This window comes from Moritella sp. (assembly GCF_033791185.1).
Lineage (GTDB): Bacteria > Pseudomonadota > Gammaproteobacteria > Enterobacterales > Moritellaceae > Moritella.
The window spans coordinates 1-19,935 of record NZ_JASJHF010000136.1; the positions used below are offsets into that span (position 1 = coordinate 1).

At 40.5% G+C, this 19,935-nt stretch carries 19 protein-coding genes; 15 read left to right on the forward strand and 4 right to left on the reverse strand.

All coding sequences use genetic code 11. The features are described from left to right. Positions 1–154 precede the first annotated feature (154 nt). Entirely contained in the window at positions 155–1,927 is a 1,773-nt protein-coding gene (locus QNK26_RS07975) for an acyl-CoA dehydrogenase family protein (protein ID WP_319222075.1), read from the reverse strand. A 348-nt stretch (positions 1,928–2,275) separates the two neighbouring features. Between QNK26_RS07975 and QNK26_RS07980 the strand changes: the two genes are divergently transcribed. After that, a complete protein-coding gene (locus QNK26_RS07980) occupies positions 2,276–3,298 on the forward strand; it encodes an AraC family transcriptional regulator (protein ID WP_319222076.1) in 1,023 nt (340 codons plus the stop codon). A 71-nt stretch (positions 3,299–3,369) separates the two neighbouring features. Here QNK26_RS07980 and QNK26_RS07985 read toward each other — a convergent pair whose 3' ends face one another. Then, positions 3,370–5,031, reverse strand: a complete 1,662-nt coding sequence (locus QNK26_RS07985) for a CoA-transferase (RefSeq protein WP_319222077.1) — start codon at positions 5,029–5,031, stop codon at positions 3,370–3,372. A 371-nt stretch (positions 5,032–5,402) separates the two neighbouring features. Next, positions 5,403–5,894, reverse strand: a complete 492-nt coding sequence (locus QNK26_RS07990) for a peptidylprolyl isomerase (RefSeq protein WP_319222078.1) — start codon at positions 5,892–5,894, stop codon at positions 5,403–5,405. Between the two features lie 95 nt (positions 5,895–5,989). Between QNK26_RS07990 and QNK26_RS07995 the strand changes: the two genes are divergently transcribed. The 14 genes from QNK26_RS07995 to pyrF all read left to right on the forward strand — a co-directional run bounded on the left by QNK26_RS07995 (position 5,990) and on the right by pyrF (position 19,255). Next, on the forward strand, positions 5,990–6,325 hold the full coding sequence (locus tag QNK26_RS07995) for a hypothetical protein (RefSeq protein ID WP_319222080.1): 336 nt from the start codon (positions 5,990–5,992) through the stop codon (positions 6,323–6,325). Between the two features lie 10 nt (positions 6,326–6,335). Further along, entirely contained in the window at positions 6,336–7,235 is a 900-nt protein-coding gene (locus QNK26_RS08000; protein ID WP_319222081.1) for a DMT family transporter, read from the forward strand. A 169-nt stretch (positions 7,236–7,404) separates the two neighbouring features. Next, the gene (locus tag QNK26_RS08005; protein ID WP_319222082.1) at positions 7,405–8,124 is read left to right on the forward strand and encodes a carbohydrate-binding family 9-like protein; all 720 of its coding nucleotides are present in this window, start codon (positions 7,405–7,407) and stop codon (positions 8,122–8,124) included. 87 nt (positions 8,125–8,211) lie between these two features. Next, positions 8,212–9,618, forward strand: coding sequence for an NAD(P)H-hydrate dehydratase (locus tag QNK26_RS08010; protein WP_319222084.1), 1,407 nt, complete (start codon positions 8,212–8,214; stop codon positions 9,616–9,618). A 61-nt stretch (positions 9,619–9,679) separates the two neighbouring features. After that, positions 9,680–9,958, forward strand: a complete 279-nt coding sequence (locus QNK26_RS08015; protein WP_319222086.1) for a hypothetical protein — start codon at positions 9,680–9,682, stop codon at positions 9,956–9,958. A gap of 251 nt (positions 9,959–10,209) precedes the next feature. Continuing rightward, positions 10,210–11,301: a 3-phosphoserine/phosphohydroxythreonine transaminase gene (serC, locus tag QNK26_RS08020; RefSeq protein WP_319222088.1), complete on the forward strand. Its 1,092-nt coding sequence runs from the start codon at positions 10,210–10,212 to the stop codon at positions 11,299–11,301. 34 nt (positions 11,302–11,335) lie between these two features. Next, positions 11,336–12,457, forward strand: coding sequence for a histidinol-phosphate transaminase (hisC, locus tag QNK26_RS08025; RefSeq protein WP_319222089.1), 1,122 nt, complete (start codon positions 11,336–11,338; stop codon positions 12,455–12,457). 66 nt (positions 12,458–12,523) lie between these two features. Continuing rightward, positions 12,524–13,807 carry a 3-phosphoshikimate 1-carboxyvinyltransferase gene (gene aroA, locus QNK26_RS08030; protein WP_319222090.1) on the forward strand — a complete coding sequence of 428 codons (1,284 nt, stop codon included), beginning with the start codon at positions 12,524–12,526 and terminating at the stop codon, positions 13,805–13,807. 199 nt (positions 13,808–14,006) lie between these two features. Beyond that, the gene (gene cmk / locus QNK26_RS08035; RefSeq protein WP_319222092.1) at positions 14,007–14,681 is read left to right on the forward strand and encodes a (d)CMP kinase; all 675 of its coding nucleotides are present in this window, start codon (positions 14,007–14,009) and stop codon (positions 14,679–14,681) included. Between the two features lie 122 nt (positions 14,682–14,803). Beyond that, a complete protein-coding gene (gene rpsA / locus QNK26_RS08040; protein WP_319222094.1) occupies positions 14,804–16,471 on the forward strand; it encodes a 30S ribosomal protein S1 in 1,668 nt (555 codons plus the stop codon). Positions 16,472–16,540: 69 nt separating this feature from the next. Then, positions 16,541–16,825, forward strand: a complete 285-nt coding sequence (ihfB, locus tag QNK26_RS08045) for an integration host factor subunit beta (RefSeq protein ID WP_319222096.1) — start codon at positions 16,541–16,543, stop codon at positions 16,823–16,825. Positions 16,826–17,022: 197 nt separating this feature from the next. After that, the gene (locus tag QNK26_RS08050; RefSeq protein ID WP_319222097.1) at positions 17,023–17,310 is read left to right on the forward strand and encodes a lipopolysaccharide assembly protein LapA domain-containing protein; all 288 of its coding nucleotides are present in this window, start codon (positions 17,023–17,025) and stop codon (positions 17,308–17,310) included. 8 nt (positions 17,311–17,318) lie between these two features. Beyond that, the gene (lapB, locus tag QNK26_RS08055; RefSeq protein ID WP_319222098.1) at positions 17,319–18,488 is read left to right on the forward strand and encodes a lipopolysaccharide assembly protein LapB; all 1,170 of its coding nucleotides are present in this window, start codon (positions 17,319–17,321) and stop codon (positions 18,486–18,488) included. A 65-nt stretch (positions 18,489–18,553) separates the two neighbouring features. Further along, on the forward strand, positions 18,554–19,255 hold the full coding sequence (gene pyrF, locus QNK26_RS08060) for an orotidine-5'-phosphate decarboxylase (RefSeq protein WP_319222100.1): 702 nt from the start codon (positions 18,554–18,556) through the stop codon (positions 19,253–19,255). Positions 19,256–19,282: 27 nt separating this feature from the next. Here pyrF and rrtA read toward each other — a convergent pair whose 3' ends face one another. Continuing rightward, positions 19,283–19,870, reverse strand: coding sequence for a rhombosortase (gene rrtA, locus QNK26_RS08065; protein ID WP_319222102.1), 588 nt, complete (start codon positions 19,868–19,870; stop codon positions 19,283–19,285). Positions 19,871–19,935: the final 65 nt, after the last annotated feature.

Consider the following 19,935-nt stretch of genomic DNA (forward strand, 5'->3'; position numbering starts at 1 on the left):
GCAAGGTTGGCAATAAAATCAGCGCCTAATTTTATATTCTTTAAATGGCATAAGCTTGGTTAGTATTATTTTTTGAAGTTGTAGCAATATAGTCTGGTATTGGTGAATAACCCCTTCGAACGGTTCTATTCGAAGGGGAAATGTAAACCCTAGATTATGGGTTCATTTCGTACTGGTCTTTCATTTTATAAGTATAATTTTCCCAGACTCGAGTATAGCGTTCTTCGTCAACTGTCGGACGTTTGATCATGCGATCACAAATCGTTTGCTGAAGTCGCGTCGTACAACTTTTGTGACTGAGTTGTAGCGCGAATTTAGAAAAATCACGAACCATGAAATCAAATATCTGTTCGATAAGATCATCCTCTATTCCCTTGATTTCGGCATTTTCCAAAATCAGATGTCCATATACGACCAGCGTAAATAGTTCACCGAGGTTTAACAAGAAGTCGAAATCTTTAGCTTGCTCTTTGCTTGGTTTCGCGACAAGGAGCAGTACCTTAAGCAGACGGATCTGTCTCTTGAAGATATTAACGTTTGGAAGATCTACCTTATTATATGCTTCTCGGTAGTCATGGAAGCGTGTTTGACCTAAGCCTTTCGTCAAGCCTTGATTAAATAGAAAGCTGTCATTAGCCTGCGCGCTCATTGCTGGTATTGTAGGGTACTTCGCTGGTTTGAAGAAATAGTTACCCATAAACTTGAGAATAAGTGCCATGTTGATATGCACAGTACCTTCAAGCTTCGGCAAGGTTCTAATTTCTTTTAGGGCAGTTTCGAAGAACATATCTTTCTCAACACCTTTGGCGGCTATCACATTCCATAGCAGATCTACGACCTCTTCACCTTGAGTCGTTACTTTCATTTTAACCATAGGTGTGAATAATAAGTAACGGCGATCGTCAGCACTCGCACAGCGTACGTAATCAACCCCACGTTGTGTGAATAGTTTCATGGCAGTTAGCCGTGCATAAGATTCATTGAATAGCTGTTTGATATGCACAAAGTCAGTTACATAATGATCAAACAAGCGGCGATGAGAGGCATGATTAATGGCTTCGTAGAAAGCATGGGTACTGGTGCCGATTGAGCCCCAACCTAAATTGAATTTGCCGACATTAATGGTGTTAAGCGCCATATCCCAGGCGTCACGACCCTTGGCTAAAATATCTTCTTCACGAATTGGGTAATCGTTTAGCTTGTATTCCGCCACGTAATTTTGAGAATTAATGATATTTTTTACTAATTCATAGTTTGGGTGCTGGGATTCAACGACGAAGAAAACGTATTCATCGGTGTCGGCTAATTTACCAAAAGTCGATACTAATGCGGCCTTATTGCCGTTACCAATATAGTACTTGCTACCATTTGCGAGGTAAGTACCGTCTTCTTGGCGAGTTAGGTGCATATCGCTCGAGTAAATATCTGCGCCATGTTCTTTTTCAGAAAGACCAAACGCGAAGATACCGCCTTCTTGTAGAAGCTTGGCCGCGCGTTTTTTTGCCACTTCATTTTTACTGATCCAGATGGGTAATAAACCTAATATAGTTACCTGCCAAGAGTACCAGTGAGATAGTCCATAAAAGCTGAAAATTTCATTTAGTGCGCAATTTCTATAAGTATCCCAGCGACAATCTTTATCACCGTAACCAGCGGGCGTTAAAAATGTAGCAAAGAGTTTTTCTTTTTTTACGAAATCGAGATAATCAGCGTACCAAGTGTATTCGCGTTCATCTTGTTTGAGTTTTGCTTTGCCGCGCGTTTCGAAAAACTGGATAGTTTTTTTAACAAGTTCTCTCGATTTTTCATCGAGATGCTCGTAGTTATCTAGCTTTGGATTTACTAACACACTGCGTCGTATTGCAGACGGAGTTGGAGTAACTTTGTTCTTAAAAATAATGTCTTTAGGTAGGTTGGATAATTTCATTTAGGAGTTCTCCCTGATACCATTTTAAAAGTATTTATCGAGTTTAAGTGATAACGTTACTTCGAATTAAAACCATAACGTATGGCTTTACTTTAACGGTCAGAGTGTCATTACGGAATAGCTTTATATGCCTATAAACTTATCTTTTTACGACACACTACCTTGATGTTATCGGTTGTAATGTAAAGAGATGTAGTGGCAAGCAAGAATGAAGTGCACTGTTTTTGCTATTAAGTTGTAAATTTACGTCATCATTATCGACATAGTGGAATAAATACTCTAGTTTATTGTAATTGTACTTTTTTTGATCGAAAGATCTGAACACCAACCATAGGATTGAATAAGAAGATGCTAAAAGTTGATGAAGTTCTTAATGTACGATTAATTCCGGTGTTAGGCCCTGCATTACTGATTGAGTACCTCACAGAGAGGCATACTATACCCCTGTCTATTCTTCTCAGTGAAAGTGGTCTCACACCGCAAGACATCATGGACACATCAACTCGAATACCGGCGAGTAAGTTTATTAAAATTATTAAATATGCACTGCGCATTACCAAAAATAATGGCCTAGGCATATTACTGGGTCAAAGTCTTGGTCCTAACTCATTCCAAATAATGGGGCATGCGGCTATTTCTCAGGCTAATTTGCGCGATAGCTTACGGTTAATTGTGCTTTATTATAAAACGACGGCATATTTAACCGAGATCTCACTGACTGAGCAGGGTGGTGCTGCTGTATTTAGAATAACGCCGTTGGTACATCTAGGTGAAGTCGAGAGCTTTATTATTGACTTTGTTATCAGCGGGTTTATTGCGGAATTGAATAATTTTAACTTTCCAACTTCAATGCTAAAGCTTTCTCTGGCAAAACCAAAACCGGACTATGGTGAAGATTATTTTAGCCTGCTAACCAATAGTGTCAGATTTAATACTGAGCACAATGAAGTACACTTTCCTAAAGAGTGGTTAGACCGGGCAGTGGTGACAGAGTATGAGGTCGATTGTGATGAGTCTTTAATCGATATTTGTAATAAAAATCTTGTTCTAGCAGAGCAATCGATTAATACTGTTGAAAGAATTAAAGATTCATTAAGGCAAGCCTCTGGCCAAATGCCAAATCTAGAAGATGTCGCAGAATCTTATCACCAATCTACGCGAAGTCTTCAGCGAGCATTAAAAGTTGAAGGGTATAGTTTTCGGCAACTAATCGAAGATATCAGAAAAGAAAGATCACAGCATCTTTTATTAAAAACGCAAATGACCATTGTGGAGATTGCACTTGAACTGGGTTATAACGATCCACCTAATTTTACCCGTGCATTTAAGCAATGGTTTGGATGTTGCCCGCGGCATTATCGTAATCAGTAAATCGTAATCAGTAAACTTACCCCTTCCACACCAGCAGTGCAACGGAAAGGGGTTATGCAGTGTTACATTGGTTAATGTGGCACTATAATTTTCATCGGTGAATAGTCCAATATATCTTTCTGTAAATCAATGCCTTCACGTATTTTCAACAGTGTCATTCCTTCTGCCGTTAGTTTGAATGTGCCGACGTCAGTAATGTAGAAAACATTTTGACCCGCTTTTAGCGCTTGTTGGCCACTGAAAGTGATCTGATCGACATGATCGACAAACTTGGGTATCCCGTGTTTTTTAATTTTAGTTACGCCACGATTAGTCGTCACTTCACCTTTTGCCATCCAAGCCCCGACAAAGAACACCGTTTTGGCTGCGCAGCTTAGGTCAATAAAACCACCTGGTCCAACGTAATTCAGCGCACCTTCTCCACGCTTAGAGGCATTAACATTACCTTCACTGTCGATTTGCAAAAATCCTAATACAGTGGCTTCCAAGCATTCATTTGCTAATTCAAATACGGCAGGTGAAGAGGTGATCTTATCTGGCTTAACGGCGGCACCAAAGAACATACCTGGCGCTGGTGTGCCCCCGATAACGCCGCCTTCGGTAAACAATGTATAGTTAGCTAAAAGGCCTTTTTTCTGCAAGGTATCGCAAATCAGTTCTGGTAGCCCAATACCAATATTGACGTAGCTTTTTGGCGCGATATGTTGCTGCATTAAGTCTGCACATTCTTCTGCAATACGCATTTGGGCTTTGCTACGCTTAGGTGTAATACCACCTAATTTATTCATTAGCCGGACTGTTTCTAACCCGCTTGCTGCATCACCTTCAAAGTTTTCAGTTAAGCACAGCATCGGATCGTCATGACGTCGTGAACAGGTTTGCTCTGTTTCGGGGTAGTAAACGATGGCATCGACTTGGTCGGCAGTCAGAAAAATCTGGTCAGGATTTTTCTCGATGAGTTTACCTATGTTCACGATGACTTTACCACCGTTTCTTTTAGCGGCTAATGCAGCCTCTCTTGATTCACAGATTGTGGAGCAGTTTTCAATATAGATATTACCTTCTGCGTCAGCGGCTGGCGCGTTAATCATAGCCACATCAATTTTAGGCATTTGATAACGTAATTTGTCACCGTTAACTGTGATCAAACCGTTGGGGAATCTGTTATCGACGTCGGAAGAATAATGCTTAGGAACAAATACTTCAGACCCACAGTCAACTCGTGGGTCGCAAAAGGTGCCCACGCCAGTGGTAGAGCTTACACTGTGTTTACCATCGACAGCTGCTTTTACTAACGCTGCCATAATGCCTAACGGGATACAATGTACAGCAAGTTGGCCTTTTTCTGCCATCTGCATTATCGCTCTATAGGTCTCAAAATGAGAGCATATAACCTCACTGACTAACCCTTCTACAGCCCATTCTTCAAGTGTGCCGGGCACTTTACCGCGACCGCCAAGTCCTGCTGCCGTAATTAAGGTTAAATTTTTTGGGTGCTGTGTTTCTGCAAACACATCTCTGAGTGCCCAAGACAGAATAGAGATACGCTGATTGCCGCCGATCCCACAAACAATCACGGTCTCTTTGTCTTTAATTAATTTAACTGCATCTCGTGGCCCCATAAATTTTGGTGAACCTGGAATCTGATATTGATAATGGGTGTCTCTTTTATTCCAATGTAAGCGGTATTGAAAAATATGTTTCATGATTCTGGCACTAGACAATAAATTCATATTAATACTCCTTTTTGGTGTATTGAAGGGGGCAGCTTAACTATAAATACAGTGTCTAGAATTGCCGAAGTTTATATAACTTATTGTTTCATTTTTGATATCAAGCGCTCTGAGACTGCTGTAAACCAAGATTGTTACTGCTGATTTTATCTTAATCAGCAAGGTGCAATGGAGGAATAGCTTTTTATGCCTATTAACTTATCTTTTTGCGACACCTTGAGCCAGATGACTTGAATATGATGGTTTTTAGAAGTGATATTAACTGCTAATTGGCTTAATATTATGCCGAATTTAAATTAAGACAGAGTAATATTTTGAGAAAGATGCCATAAAGGTTTTATGACATCCGCTATGATTATTTACAGGGGCACTTATTTAATTACGACTTTCTTAATAACAATCGCTTCACTCGGCACATCTTCGTGGCCTTTTACTGTCGCCGTTCGTGAACACGCAATCATGTTCACCACATCCATACCAGCAGATACTTCACCGAATACCGTATAACCCCAACCTGCGTTTGTGGTAGCGGTATGATCCAAAAAGTCATTATCATCTAAATTAATAAAGAACTGAGCCGTTGCAGAGTGTGGAGAATCTGTACGCGCCATGGCGAGAGTACCAACCACGTTTTTAAGACCGCGATTTGCTTCATTTGCAATCGCAGGACGCGTTGGTTTCTCTTGCATTTTTTCAGTAAAACCACCACCTTGGATCATGAAATTGTTAATTACACGATGAAAAATAGTGCCTTCATAGAAACCTTCTTTACAATAGCGCAGGAAGTTTCTTGACGTGACCGGTGCTCGCTCTGTATTGAGTTCAATTTCGATGTCACCTAAGTTCGTAGTAAAAATAATCATTTTGTTGCACCATATTAATATAAGTGTTGGTATTAGTTTAGTTGCTGCAGTATACGCAAACATAACGTTAAACTGTAGTAGTGCTAGGGGAGTTTATGATGATAAAAGCCGTAAAGTTAAGTGTAATAGCTGTAATGTCAATTGGTTTGTTTGCCTGTACGGTCGCTGAAAATAGCACAGCCGTTGAGAGTCGCAATGTTAAACCTGAGCTAAAGGCAAGTGTTCAGCCGCAAAGCTGTTCAAGTGAATGGTTCGCTAAGGTTGAGAGTCAAGTCGTCACGGGTGATGGCCAAGGGCATGGACCTGATTTAGGCTCATCGGAATGGCGCTCTGTCGTGGAGTTTAAACTGGGCATTCGAGGTGACTCAAGCGTGCCTGCGCGAGATTCAGATCAATGGTGTGATTATATTAATACACATTTAAAGGAATAAAGTTAAAGCGATGCCTATTCAATTTATAGATAATATTCCTGCTGGTGTCAGATACATGCTGATGTCTGCATTTGCTTTTGCTCTGATGACTAGCTGTGTGAAATTAGTCAGTACTTATGGTATCCCCGTTTTTGAGATTGTCGCAGCAAGAGCGATTGTGTCACTGATTATTAGCTATGTGGACGTGCGTCGAAAAGGTATATCGGTTTGGGGCCACAATAAAAAATTATTGATAGCGCGAGGCGCTGTTGGCTCATTAGCACTCATATGTGTTTACTTCGCCGTTACGACGTTGCCTTTAGCTGAGGCCACTATCTTGCAATATTTACATCCAGTTTTTACGGCTCTGCTCGCCTTAATATTTCTTAAAGAACGGATCCAGCGTTCGACTATTATTTGCATCCTATGTTGTATCGTTGGTTTACTGCTCATTGTGAGTCCAAGTCTGGCGTTTTCATCGGCGGCTGAGTTACCTTTATTCAGCGTTGTTGTCGCACTGTTTGGTGCTTTTGGTAGTGCAGTTGCATATGTCATTGTTAAGCGCCTTAGTAGTAGTGAAGATAGCTCTGTGATTATATTTTACTTTCCACTTGTCGCGTTACCATTGTCATTAGTCTTGCTAGGTAATGACTTGGTGATACCTGACCCAGAGGCATTGATGTTACTCATCTTGATTGGGATATTTACTCAAATAGGCCAGGTCGGACTGACTAAAGCGATGCAAACTGAAGTGGCGAGTAAAGCAACGGCATATTCTTATGTACAAGTGGTTTTCTCCATTATATTTGGTTGGTTATTGTTTAGTGAAATTCCATCAATGTGGACCTGGATTGGTGGGAGTTTAATTATTCTTGGAGCGCTGATTAACGTGTCTGGTAGTCTTAACCTAAGGTCTCGAAAATCTAAGTAAAATATTTTAATTTTTCATTTGTTTTTTTATTTATCTAATTTGTCTGCTTGCATTCAAAGAAATGACTTGAAAGTATTGATTTAACACCTTTCTCGTAATACTTTGAAAGCATATGAAGCTTTTTTTGGTTTCAAACTAATTGACTCAATATTAATGGCATGGGTAAAGAATGAAAAAAATACTAAAATTAGTACCGTTTATATTCACTTGTTTAACCGTCACTCAGGTTTATGCGGCAGAGCATGTTTATAACATTAAGCATACAGATAGAGCACCTATCATTGATGGTGAAGGTAGTGATGCAGCTTGGGAGCAAGCACAAAGCTTAACGGATTTTACATTTCCTTGGCGAACGGACGTAGCCCCAAAAACCGAGTTCAAAGCGTTGTGGGATGCAAAGGCTGTTTATTTCCGTTATCAGGTCGCTGATCCTGCTCTCGCTATCGGTTCTGATCCTGCGCGTGGTGCATTAGATTCTGATCGTGTTGAAGTATTCTTAGCTAAAGACGCCCAGTTATCGACGTACTACACATTGGAAATTGACCCAAAAGCGCAGATATACAGCGCCGAAGCAACTTATGATATAGCATTAAAAAAGCGTACGTCATTAGATGATAGTTTTTCATGGGGAAGCCTAGAGTACGCAGCAAGTTATGATCAACAGGGGTATACTGTTGAAATAAAGCTGCCACGTGAGAAGATTTCTGAACTAGGTTTATGGCAAGATAAAGACCAATCGCAATTATTATGTGCACTGATGCGCGCCGAGTTTACGCCACTTGAAGACGGTAATATAGATATGGGGTGGATGACTTGGGTTGATCCACAAACCGAAAAACCTAATTTCCATAATCCGGGTACTTTTGGTCAGTGTGTATTAACTCGATAATAAGGCTAGATACTGCCAACAGTGCTAATCGATGTATGCAATCGATATAAGTTAAGCGGTAGGATGGATCTATAGTGGGGTAACGAGATGCAAAAAGTATTTGATAATGTCAATGCGTTGGATAAGCGGTGTTACGATGAGTTTGGATTAAGTGAAGATTTACTTATGGAGCATGCCGCCACGTCAATGCTGCAATATATACAGAGTAAGTTTTTAAATAATGAACAGATACTTATTATCTGTGGATCAGGAAACAATGGTGCAGATGGTATAGCGCTGGCCAGACTTTTACATTCACAATACGCTGTCAGTATCTTTATGCCTTATCACGTGAAATCTGTTATGGCCAAACTGCAGTACAAAAGAGCGAAGCTTTTAGGCGTTCATGTCATTGATGAGCTATCCGAATTATTACCTGGAAATGCCCCCGATGTCATTGTTGATTGCCTTTTTGGTTCGGGATTAAATAGAGCGTTGGATGATGAATCGCAACGTTTGATAACACGACTTAATGCATTGCATGGACATAAAGTTGCTTGTGATATTCCTTCGGGCTTAAATATGCAAGGGCAGGTGACGAGTGTTGGCTTTTGCGCCAACGTAACCATAACCATGGGCGCGTTGAAAACCTCACTCTACAGTGACATTGCTAAAGATCTTACCGGACATATCATGGTCAGTGACTTAGGTGTGCATCGAAATATTTATGAAACGACAACCAATACCTATTTGTTAGACCCATTTGATATGCAACTACCACTGCGTACAAAGCAAAACTCACATAAGGGTACATTTGGCCATTTAAGTGTGATCGTTGGCAATAAAGCTGGAGCTGGCATCATTGCTGCAGAAGCCGCTTTTGCGTTTGGTGCTGGTTTAGTCACTGTTATCACCGATAAAGCTGTAAACATCCCGCTGCATATTATGCAACAGTATACGCTACCAGAAAAATGTACCGCCTTGGCTATCGGTATGGGGCTTGGGAAATTTAAGCAATCGGAAGTTAAGCGGATGTTATGCCTTGATATACCTAAAGTTATTGATGCTGATTTGTTCCATGACGACATTATTCTAACTGTTTTAAATGATGAAGGGGTGGTGCTAACACCACACCCTAAAGAATTTTGTTCTCTGTTGAGACTGAGCAAACTTGCCGATATAACAGTAGAGGAACTGCAAAATAATCGATTAAAATACCTAAGGTTGTTTGCTGAGACCTACCCTAAAGTGGTACTGTTGTTGAAGGGGGCAAACTCTCTTATTACCTATAACCGCATTGTCTACATCAATACTTTGGGAAATAATGCTTTAAGTAAAGGAGGGGCTGGGGATGTGTTAACAGGACTGATTGCGTCACTTTTAACACAAGGACATAGTGCTATAGATGCGACAATTACAGCAAGTCTCGCTCACGGTATGTCAGCAAAAAACTATACCAAAAATAATTATTCTTTAACTCCAATGGATATTATTGAAGGCGTTAAAGTATTGTGACAATAATTGCCACCTTAAACGATCTACCCAATGTTAAATTCGTCAGCTTTTGGAGCATGTTATGTCAGTAAGAAAGCATAAACGTAAAACTGCAAAGCATTCGTACAAAAATCACCGCTCACCGAAATCGGTTAATCAGACTGGTTTTGTTAGTCACTATCCTCGCAGCTCAATGTTTGCGGGTGTATTACTTATTGTCATAAGCTTGTTTCTACTCATTATCGGTATGGGAAGTGAGGCTAAGTTTGGATTGGCTATGCTATCAATGGCTGTCGGCACCATCATTATCTTTTTCGCCAATTTGGCGTTACCCAAAAAAGCAATAAAGATGAACAAATAATGTAATTGGCAGTCGTTAATTTATACAAACCTTTCCTACAGTTTTGAGTTGTGTTAAAGACATTCGCGCAACTCAATCCCCCTCCATACCGGCTTATTTGTCAGTCAGCTTAGCTTTTAAGGTTAATACCTGTGATGATTAATTCACATTTAAATAAAGACTTTAAAAAATCAGTTTAATCGCTTACATTAGATAGTCATTTAATAAGGGTTTAAACCGTTTAAGCTGCTTTGTTAACAAGGAAAATGGATATGAGTCAGACATATAACTTTTGCGCTGGTCCCGCAATGTTGCCAGCTGCAGTGATGGAACAAGCCCAAAAAGAATTTCTTAATTGGAACAATACCGGCGTATCGGTAATGGAGTTAAGCCACCGTAGTAAAGATTACATGGCTGTAGCTACAACTGCAGAACAAGATTTACGTGACTTATTAGCGATACCAGATAACTACAAAGTTATTTTTTCACAAGGTGGCGGCCGTGGTCAGTTTGCCGCTGTGCCGTTAAATATACTTGGTGAAAAAACTGAAGCGGATTACTTACTAACGGGGCAGTGGTCAAAATCAGCCGTTGTTGAAGGTAAAAAATACTGCCAAGTTAATGAATCAAACATCCTAATGCCCAGCTCTGATGGCATTGTGGCGGTTAAGCCAACTTCGCAATGGCAAGTATCAAGTAAAGATACTGCATACGTACATTACTGCCCTAATGAAACTATTGAAGGTATTGAAATTAATGATATCCCTGACATGGGTGATATTCCATTAGTGGCAGATATGTCGTCAAATATCCTGTCAAAACCACTCGATATAAGCAAATTCGGTATTGTCTATGCTGGCGCCCAAAAGAACATTGGTCCATCAGGTCTGGGTGTTGTTATTGTGCGTGATGATCTACTCGATAAGGCGCGACAAGAAACACCATCAATTTTTAATTACAAATTGATGGCTGAGAACGATTCAATGTTTAATACGCCGCCGACGTATTCTTGGTATTTAGCTGGGCTGGTATTTAAGTGGTTAAAGGCACAAGGCGGTCTATCAGCCATCGCAGAGATTAACGCAGAAAAAGCCAAGCTACTTTATGATTATATCGATAGCAGTGATTTCTATGCTAATAATGTTGCAACGGACAATCGCTCAAAAATGAATGTACCGTTTACCTTAGCATCAAGTGATTTAGATACCGCGTTTTTACAACAGTCTCAAGAGGCTAATTTAATGGCTTTGAAAGGTCATCGTATCGTTGGTGGTATGCGTGCAAGTATTTACAACGCAATGCCGATTGAAGGTGTAAAAGCACTGATTGGTTTTATGGAAAAATTTGAACGTCAGCAGCGTTAATTATTAATAGCAGAGCTGTCTACAGGGATTTAATATGAGTTGTGATTTTTTTGCTTTAGCAAATACAGGGGTTCAAGGCTTACACCCTTATCAAGCGGGAAAACCGACTGATGAATTAGAGCGTGAATTAGGCTTAACAGATATAGTTAAATTGGCGTCTAATGAAAATCCATTGGGCGTTGGTGAGTTAGTTAAAGCGGCTTTAGAACAAGAGTTAGCGGGTATTAATCGTTATCCAGATGCGAACGGTTTTTATCTAAAGCAAGCGCTTGCCGATAAATACGATCTTGTTCCTGAACAGTTTACGTTGGGAAATGGTTCAAATGACGTGCTTGAATTGATCGCTCGTAGCTTTGTTACGCCAGAGCACGAAGTTATTTTTGCACAGCATGCGTTTGTCGTTTATCCATTAGTGACGCAAGCTATTGGCGCAACGGGCGTTGCAGTACCAGCAAAAGACTGGGGTCATGATTTAGCGGCAATGTTAGCGGCAATTACACCACGTACTCGTCTTATTTTTATTGCCAATCCGAATAACCCGACTGGTACATTTTTAACGGCGGAAGCGTTATATGAGTTTCTAACTCAAGTGCCTGAAGAGGTCATTGTGGTACTGGATGAGGCTTATTTCGAGTACGTAGATAAAGAATTACAAGCACCGTCGATTACTTGGTTAAAAGAGTTTTCAAACCTCATTATCACACGTACCTTTTCAAAAGCTTATGGCCTTGCTGGTCTGCGTATTGGCTATAGTATGTCACATCCTGATATTGCGGATATTTTAAACCGTGTTCGTCAGCCCTTTAATTGTAATAGTTTGGCACTCGCGGGTGCGACTGCTGCATTGTCTGATCATGACTTTCTAACCGCGAGTGTCGCATTAAATAATCAGCAACTCGATGTATTGGAAACATTTTTTGATGAACAGGGCATTGGTTATATCCCATCGAAAGGTAACTTTATCACTATGGAATTAGCGCAAGACCCCGCTGTTGTTTATCAAAAGTTATTACATAAAGGTGTAATTGTTCGTCCTGTTTCAGGTTATGGATTAGCTAAACATCTACGTGTAAGCATAGGTACAGAACGTGAGAATATCGTGTTTATGCAAGCGTTAATTAGCGTGTTAGGCGAACAAATGAACGTGCAGTCTTGACGCTTTCTTTCTGTTTTAAGACCGCGTTTAAAAGAATCAAATATTAAAAATTAAGTGAATGAATTTATGGAAAAATTAACATTACAACCTATTAATAAAGTGTCGGGCACTGTCAACTTGCCAGGCTCTAAAAGTGTTTCAAATCGAGCATTACTACTGGCTGCATTGGCTGAGGGAACCACACGCTTAACCAATCTGTTAGACAGTGATGATATTCGTCATATGCTAAATGCCCTGACAAAATTAGGCGTACAGTATGATCTGTCTGCATGTAAAACGATTTGTACAGTAACTGGTTTAGGCCGTGCATTTTCTGTAACAGAAAAATTGGAATTATTTTTAGGTAATGCTGGCACGGCCATGCGCCCATTATGTGCGGCATTATGTTTAAGCGAAGGTGAGTTTGAACTAACGGGCGAACCTCGCATGGAAGAGCGACCAATTGGTAGTCTAGTAGATAGCCTGCGCCAAGCGGGTGCTGATGTTACTTACTTAAAAAATGAAGATTACCCACCGTTATTGATTAAAGGCACTGGCTTAAAAGGCGGAAATATTAAAATTGACGGTAGTGTATCTAGTCAGTTCTTAACTGCTTTCTTAATGGCTGCCCCACTTGCTGAAAACGATACCACGATTGAGATCATCGGTGAGTTAGTGTCTAAACCATATATTGAAATTACCCTGCACATTATGGCGCAGTTTGGTATCACGGTTAGTCATGATAACTATCAAACATTTACTATTAAAGGTCAGCAAACATACCAAGCTGCAGGGGATTTCCTGGTTGAAGGCGATGCTTCTTCTGCTTCTTATTTTCTTGCTGCTGCAGCAATTAAAGGCGGTAAGATCCGTGTGACGGGAATTGGTAAAAAATCGATTCAAGGCGATATCCAATTTGCCGATGTTATTGCTGCGATGGGTGGTAAAATCACTTGGGCTGATAGTTATATCGAAGCTGAAGTGGGTGAATTAAAGGCTGTTGACTTAGATATGAACCATATTCCTGATGCGGCAATGACAATCGCAACCACTGCGTTGTTTGCAAAAGGTACAACAGTTATTCGTAATGTATACAACTGGCGCGTGAAAGAAACTGACCGTTTAGCTGCGATGGCAACTGAATTACGAAAAGTTGGCGCAGCAGTCGAAGAGGGTAATGATTACATTAAAATCACACCACCTGCTCAATTAGTTCACGCCGAAATTGATACCTATAACGATCACCGCATGGCAATGTGTTTCTCACTTGTGGCATTAAGTGATACACCAGTAACGATTAATGATCCGGGCTGCACCTCAAAAACATTCCCTGATTATTTCGAGCGATTCATTGGTTTAGTGCAAGCGTAAATCGGTCTCAATCATATTTAACGCTGTTAGCGTTGCATCAATCTTAAATAGCGACGCATTACCGACAAGGTGATGCGTTGCTATTTTTTTATTTGTTCATAAAATTCCATACTATTTTCATGAAGATCCGTTATAATCGCGCCCAGATCCATACAGCACAGTGTCAAGTTGTATGTTAGATATCGATTTTGGAGAATTTATGACAGCAATAGCACCAATTATTACAGTTGATGGGCCAAGCGGCTCTGGTAAAGGTACTTTATGCCAATTACTTGCGGCTAAGCTAGGTTGGCATATACTAGATAGTGGCGCCATTTATCGTGTTTTAGCATTAGCAGCAATGCATCACAATGTTGATTTAGACAACGAGCCTGCTTTAACAGCGCTTGCTGCTAATCTAGACGTACGTTTCGAACCGGCTGATAATGGCTTACAAGTTATCCTCGAAGGCGAGAATGTGTCGCGTGAAATCCGTACTGAAGAAGCAGGTTTTGCAGCTTCTCGAACTGCGGTATTTCCGAGTGTTCGCGAAGCATTATTACAACGTCAGCGTGACTTCCGTGTTGCACCTGGTTTAATTGCTGATGGCCGTGATATGGGTACTGTTGTGTTCACTGATGCTGGCGTAAAAATATTTTTAGACGCTTCTGCTGAAGAAAGGGCTATTCGCCGCTTTAATCAGTTGCAAGACAAAGGCTTCGATGTTAGCATGTCAGCCCTTCTGGAAGAGATCGAAAAGCGTGATCATCAAGATCGCAACCGATTGGTCGCTCCATTAAAGCCAGCAGATGATGCTCTTGTTATCGATTCGACATCTATGTCGATCGAGGACGTAGTTGCTAGTGTGTTGGCTTTTGCAGAAGGTAAAATTTAAGGTAGTCGATATTCTGTCGATTATTTAGCAGTCAAGCATCAAGGATGATGATGACTTTTGATTAACAACCCACATTAGCCGGATTGCTTATGTGAACGTTTTATAAGTACATATAACTCATTATGAATGAATCTTTCGCTTTACTCTTTGAAGAGTCACTACAAGAACTTGCTGCTCCTGGTAGCATCATCAAAGCAACTGTTGTTGCAATCGAAAACGGTTACGTTTTAGTTGACGCTGGTCTTAAATCAGAATCTTCTATTCCTGCTGAAGAATTCAAGAACGCTGCTGGCGAACTTGAAGTTGAAGTTGGTCAAGAAGTTGATGTAGCACTAGAATCAATTGAAGACGGTTTCGGTGAAACTCAACTTTCTCGTGAAAAAGCTAAACGCCACGAGTCTTGGATTCAGCTTGAAAAAGCATACGAAGACCAAGAAACTGTTATCGGTGTTATCAACGGTAAAGTTAAAGGTGGTTTCACGGTTGAAGTGAACACAATTCGCGCATTCTTACCAGGTTCTTTAGTAGACGTTCGTCCTGTACGTGACACTACTCACCTTGAAGGCAAAGAGTTAGAGTTCAAAGTAATCAAACTTGACCAAAAACGTAACAACGTAGTTGTTTCACGTCGCGCAGTTATCGAAACTGAAAACAGTGCAGAACGTGAAGAACTTCTTGCTAACCTTCAAGAAGGTCAAGAAGTTAAAGGTATCGTTAAGAACCTTACTGACTATGGCGCATTCGTTGATCTTGGTGGTGTTGATGGTCTTCTACACATTACTGATATGGCTTGGAAACGTGTTAAACACCCAAGCGAAATCGTTAATGTTGGCGATGAAATCAACGTTAAAGTTCTTAAATTCGATCGTGAACGTACACGTGTATCTCTAGGTCTTAAGCAATTAGGCGAAGATCCATGGGTAGCTATCGCTAAACGTTACCCAGAAAGCACTAAGCTTACGGGTAAAGTTACGAACTTAACTGACTACGGTTGTTTCGTTGAAATTGAAGAAGGCGTTGAAGGTCTAGTTCACGTTTCTGAAATGGCTTGGACTAACAAAAACATTCACCCTTCTAAAGTGGTTAATGTTGGCGATTCTGTTGAAGTTATGGTTCTTGATATCGACGAAGAACGTCGTCGTATCAGCCTAGGTCTTAAGCAGTGTAAAGCTAACCCATGGCAGTCATTTGCAGAAATGCAAGCTAAGGGCGATCGCGTAACTGGTAAGATCAAGTCTATTACTGACTTCGGTATCTTCATCGGTCTTGACGGCGGCATTGACGGTCTAGTTCATCTTTCAGACATCTCTTGGGATGCTACTGGTGAAGAAGCCGTTCGTGACTATAAGAAAGGCGACGAAATCACTGCTGTAGTTCTACAAGTAGACCCAGAGCGTGAACGTATTTCTTTAGGTATCAAGCAAATTGATGAAGACCCGTTCAACGAATACCTAGCTAATAACAAGAAGAATGCTATTGTTAATGGTACAGTTTCTTCTGTTGACGCTAAAGGCGCGACAATTGAACTTGCTAAAGGTGTTGAAGGTTACATCCGTGTTGGCGATATCTCACGTGACCGTATCGAAGATGCAAGCCTAGTATTATCTGAAGGCGAATCAGTTGAAGCTAAATATGTTGGTGTTGATCGTAAAAACCGCGTAATTAGTCTTTCAATTAAAGCTAAAGATGAAGCTGACGAGAAAGAAGCAATGGCTAGTGTAAACAGCCAACCGCAAGAGTCTGGTCTTTCTGCTATGGCAGAAGCATTTAAAGCTGCTAAAGGCGAATAATTAGCCTGAGGGATGTTTATTCATCCCTCATTAGTACGATGTCGACAATATTTCTTAAATGGAGATTATATGACAAAATCAGAACTTATCGAACGTCTTTGCACAGCAAATTCGCAGCTGGCGACTAAAGATGTTGAATTATCTGTGAAAGCAATACTTGACCAGATGGTAGATACTTTAGCTACTGGTGATCGAATCGAAATTCGGGGTTTTGGAAGTTTTTCTCTACATTACCGTGAACCTCGAGTTGGGCGCAATCCTAAATCGGGTGAAAAGGTTGAATTAGAGGGCAAATATGTTCCTCATTTCAAACCAGGTAAAGAACTTCGAGATCGTGTTAACGCTTCTATATAGCAGTTGATACTTGCAAAAACGGCATACTTAGGTATGTCGTTTTTTTTTACATTTTTTTATGTAATTACCCCGGTTTGTCAGGCTGCCTAAATACGACAAGAGAGCAGTAGTTTTGGTTTACACCATATATTACTAGCACTTGCCCCGTTAATTGGCGATAATCCCTTGTAATGCTATTTATCTCACAGAGGACGTCGATGAAATCATTTATCTTTTTTATTATAATCGCTTGTACACTGGCGCTGGCTGCTGCATTTGCGGCAAGTAACGATCAGTTAGTTGATTTTAATTATCTAATCGCACTCGATTCGTTTAAGTTATCTTCGTTGCTTATTGGTGCATTTGTTGCTGGCTTAATTGTAGCCGGTACTTGTATGAGTTTGTTTGTGATGAAATTAAAATTATCGCTAGCAAAATTAAAACGAAAATCAAAACGTCAAGTTACTGAACTTGAGCGCTTACGCATTACTGAAGTTAAAGGTTAATTTACTGTATGTTTGAACTTTTATTTCTTTTACTTCCTGTTGCTGCCGCGTATGGCTGGTATATGGGTAGAAGAAATGGCCGCTATTTACAACAAGATAAGCAACATACGATCTCTAGAGAGTATGTAACCGGGCTTAACTTTTTATTATCAGACCAACCTGATAAAGCGGTTGACCTATTTATCGACTTGCTTGATGTTGATAGCGAAACAATTGATACGCATTTAGCGCTCGGCAATCTATTTCGCCAACGTGGCGAAGTACAGCGTGCAATTAAGATCCATCAGAATCTCATTGCCCGACCGTCATTGACGCATGAGCAGCGTAACCTTGCTTTATTACAACTCGCCCGCGATTACCTTGCGGCGGGGTTGGTCGATCGCGCTGAAGAATTGTTTTTAAAGTTGATTGATGAACCAGAGCATCGTGAAGTCGCGTTATCGCAGCTCATCATTATTTATGAGCAAACCAAAGAATGGGAACAAGCGATTGCGATCGGCATTAAACTGAAAAAAATGGGTGATGTTAAAATCGAACGTAAAGTGGCGCATTTTTATTGTGCGTTAGCTGCATCACCAGGGTTGATTAATGAACCAAAGAAACGTTTAGCGAGTCTCAAAAAAGCCCTGCAGTATGACAAGCTCTGTGTGAGAGCAAGTATCATGCTTGCCGACCTACACATTGAGCACGGCGAACATAAAAAAGCCATTGTTTGGCTTGAACATGTGATGACGCAGGACGTAGATTTTGTCACTGAGATCCTACAAAAATTAAAAAGTTGCTATCTTGAGATCAATAATGAAGATGGTTTTATTCATTTTCTGAACGATGCTCAAACCAATAAAGTGGGTATCAGCGTTGCCATTGAATTAGCCGATTTTACTGTAAACAGTGTTGGGCTCGAGCCCGCAGAAAAATTAATTCTGAATCAAATTGTGCGTACGCCAACCATGAAAGGCTTTTACCATTTGATGCAGTATCAAGAACAAGCTGCAGAAGAAGGTAAAGCTAAAGAAAGTTTAACTATGTTACGTAACCTCGTTGGTGAACAGCTTAAGTTAAAACCGATCTATCGCTGTAGTAAATGTGGCTTTAGTACTAAACGTATCTACTGGCACTGCCCATCGTGTAAGCGCTGGGGAAGTGTTAAACCAATTCGTGGCTTAGATGGCGAGTAAAAATTAATGCCGTTATAAAAAGACACCATAATAAGATAATGAATAACCCGGACTTAGGAAGAGATATGTTGCAAGATAGTAAAGTAGTTGTCGCACTTGATTATGCTGATGAAGCAAGTGCATTGAATTTTGTTGATAAGATTAATCCTAGCCAATGCCGCCTTAAAGTAGGCAAGGAAATGTTCACGTTATTTGGACCTGAATTTGTGCGTAAATTAGTTGCGCGTGACTTTGATGTGTTTTTAGATCTTAAGTTTCATGATATTCCAAACACAGTGGCGAAAGCAGTGGCAGCCGCGGCTGAGCTTGGTGTGTGGATGGTTAATGTGCATGCATGCGGTGGTAAGCGTATGATGGAAGCTGCAAAATCAGCACTAGTACCTTATGGCGATAGAGCTCCGATTCTAATTGCGGTGACAGTACTTACCAGTATGGAACAAGAAGATCTTGCTCAAATGGGTGTTAACATTACACCTGCTGAACAGGTTATTCGTTTAGCTAAACTAACTAAAGAAAGTGGCTTAGACGGTGTGGTTTGTTCTTCGCAAGAAGCGTCAATGCTTAAAGCTGAGTTAGGGGAATCTTTTCAGCTAATTACTCCAGGTATTCGTCCGGCAGGCAGCGCTGCGGGAGATCAACGTCGTATTATGACGCCTGTTGAGGCTGTTGCTGCGGGTTCTGATTATTTAGTGATTGGTCGGCCAATTACCCAATCTGAATCTCCAATGCAAGTATTAACTGAAATCAATGAAAGTTTAGCAAGCTAAGCGCCCTTTAATCCAAGGTAAATGATTTTAAGAGCGCTTAGGTGCTCTTTTTTTGTTTAGATAAACATAGAGGGGAGCAATAATAAATCCTGTTACAAGTCCATATAGGTGCGCATCTGTGAGCACGGTCGCTTCGATTAATTGGCTCATCTCGATTGGACTGTTAAATAATTGCTCGTTGAGCACTTTGATAATGGTACCAATAATTAATATATAACCGGAGTAATAGTGCTTGGTTATATCAAGTATCGCGCCGACAATAATCATGCCGTGTAAAACACCTGATAAACCGACGTATAATTGTGTGCTCGGCGATAACCACAGTATGCCTGCCCCCACACCGATTGATAACAGTAAAATTAAACTTGTGTACGCGACACCACTATAATATCGATAATGTAAGCCAGCTATAACGGCTAGAGCTGTTAAGTTTAAGGTCAGATGATAGATATTCGTATGATTAAAATTACCAGTGAGCAAGCGCCAGTATTCACCATTGAGAATCAATTCCCTGTTATAATCCAGAGCGGTTATATTGTTGGCAGAAATTACATATATAATTAGGCATAATAGCCCGAGAAAAAGCCAGTTTAACCACCGGTGTTGAATTAGCATGTCTTATTAATCCATAATATTTAGGTTTGTTGTGAGTAAAAGAAAAAAGTGTACTGTATGCGATA

What these genes read in the sequence shown, in the direction of transcription:
- QNK26_RS07975 (WP_319222075.1), bottom strand. Translation starts at nt 1,927, where the DNA reads ATGAAATTATCCAACCTACCTAAAGACATTATTTTTAAGAACAAAGTT.
- QNK26_RS07980 (WP_319222076.1), top strand. Translation starts at nt 2,276, where the DNA reads ATGCTAAAAGTTGATGAAGTTCTTAATGTACGATTAATTCCGGTGTTA.
- QNK26_RS07985 (WP_319222077.1), bottom strand. Translation starts at nt 5,031, where the DNA reads ATGAATTTATTGTCTAGTGCCAGAATCATGAAACATATTTTTCAATAC.
- QNK26_RS07990 (WP_319222078.1), bottom strand. Translation starts at nt 5,894, where the DNA reads ATGATTATTTTTACTACGAACTTAGGTGACATCGAAATTGAACTCAAT.
- QNK26_RS07995 (WP_319222080.1), top strand. Translation starts at nt 5,990, where the DNA reads ATGATGATAAAAGCCGTAAAGTTAAGTGTAATAGCTGTAATGTCAATT.
- QNK26_RS08000 (WP_319222081.1), top strand. Translation starts at nt 6,336, where the DNA reads ATGCCTATTCAATTTATAGATAATATTCCTGCTGGTGTCAGATACATG.
- QNK26_RS08005 (WP_319222082.1), top strand. Translation starts at nt 7,405, where the DNA reads ATGAAAAAAATACTAAAATTAGTACCGTTTATATTCACTTGTTTAACC.
- QNK26_RS08010 (WP_319222084.1), top strand. Translation starts at nt 8,212, where the DNA reads ATGCAAAAAGTATTTGATAATGTCAATGCGTTGGATAAGCGGTGTTAC.
- QNK26_RS08015 (WP_319222086.1), top strand. Translation starts at nt 9,680, where the DNA reads ATGTCAGTAAGAAAGCATAAACGTAAAACTGCAAAGCATTCGTACAAA.
- serC (WP_319222088.1), top strand. Translation starts at nt 10,210, where the DNA reads ATGAGTCAGACATATAACTTTTGCGCTGGTCCCGCAATGTTGCCAGCT.
- hisC (WP_319222089.1), top strand. Translation starts at nt 11,336, where the DNA reads ATGAGTTGTGATTTTTTTGCTTTAGCAAATACAGGGGTTCAAGGCTTA.
- aroA (WP_319222090.1), top strand. Translation starts at nt 12,524, where the DNA reads ATGGAAAAATTAACATTACAACCTATTAATAAAGTGTCGGGCACTGTC.
- cmk (WP_319222092.1), top strand. Translation starts at nt 14,007, where the DNA reads ATGACAGCAATAGCACCAATTATTACAGTTGATGGGCCAAGCGGCTCT.
- rpsA (WP_319222094.1), top strand. Translation starts at nt 14,804, where the DNA reads ATGAATGAATCTTTCGCTTTACTCTTTGAAGAGTCACTACAAGAACTT.
- ihfB (WP_319222096.1), top strand. Translation starts at nt 16,541, where the DNA reads ATGACAAAATCAGAACTTATCGAACGTCTTTGCACAGCAAATTCGCAG.
- QNK26_RS08050 (WP_319222097.1), top strand. Translation starts at nt 17,023, where the DNA reads ATGAAATCATTTATCTTTTTTATTATAATCGCTTGTACACTGGCGCTG.
- lapB (WP_319222098.1), top strand. Translation starts at nt 17,319, where the DNA reads ATGTTTGAACTTTTATTTCTTTTACTTCCTGTTGCTGCCGCGTATGGC.
- pyrF (WP_319222100.1), top strand. Translation starts at nt 18,554, where the DNA reads ATGTTGCAAGATAGTAAAGTAGTTGTCGCACTTGATTATGCTGATGAA.
- rrtA (WP_319222102.1), bottom strand. Translation starts at nt 19,870, where the DNA reads ATGCTAATTCAACACCGGTGGTTAAACTGGCTTTTTCTCGGGCTATTA.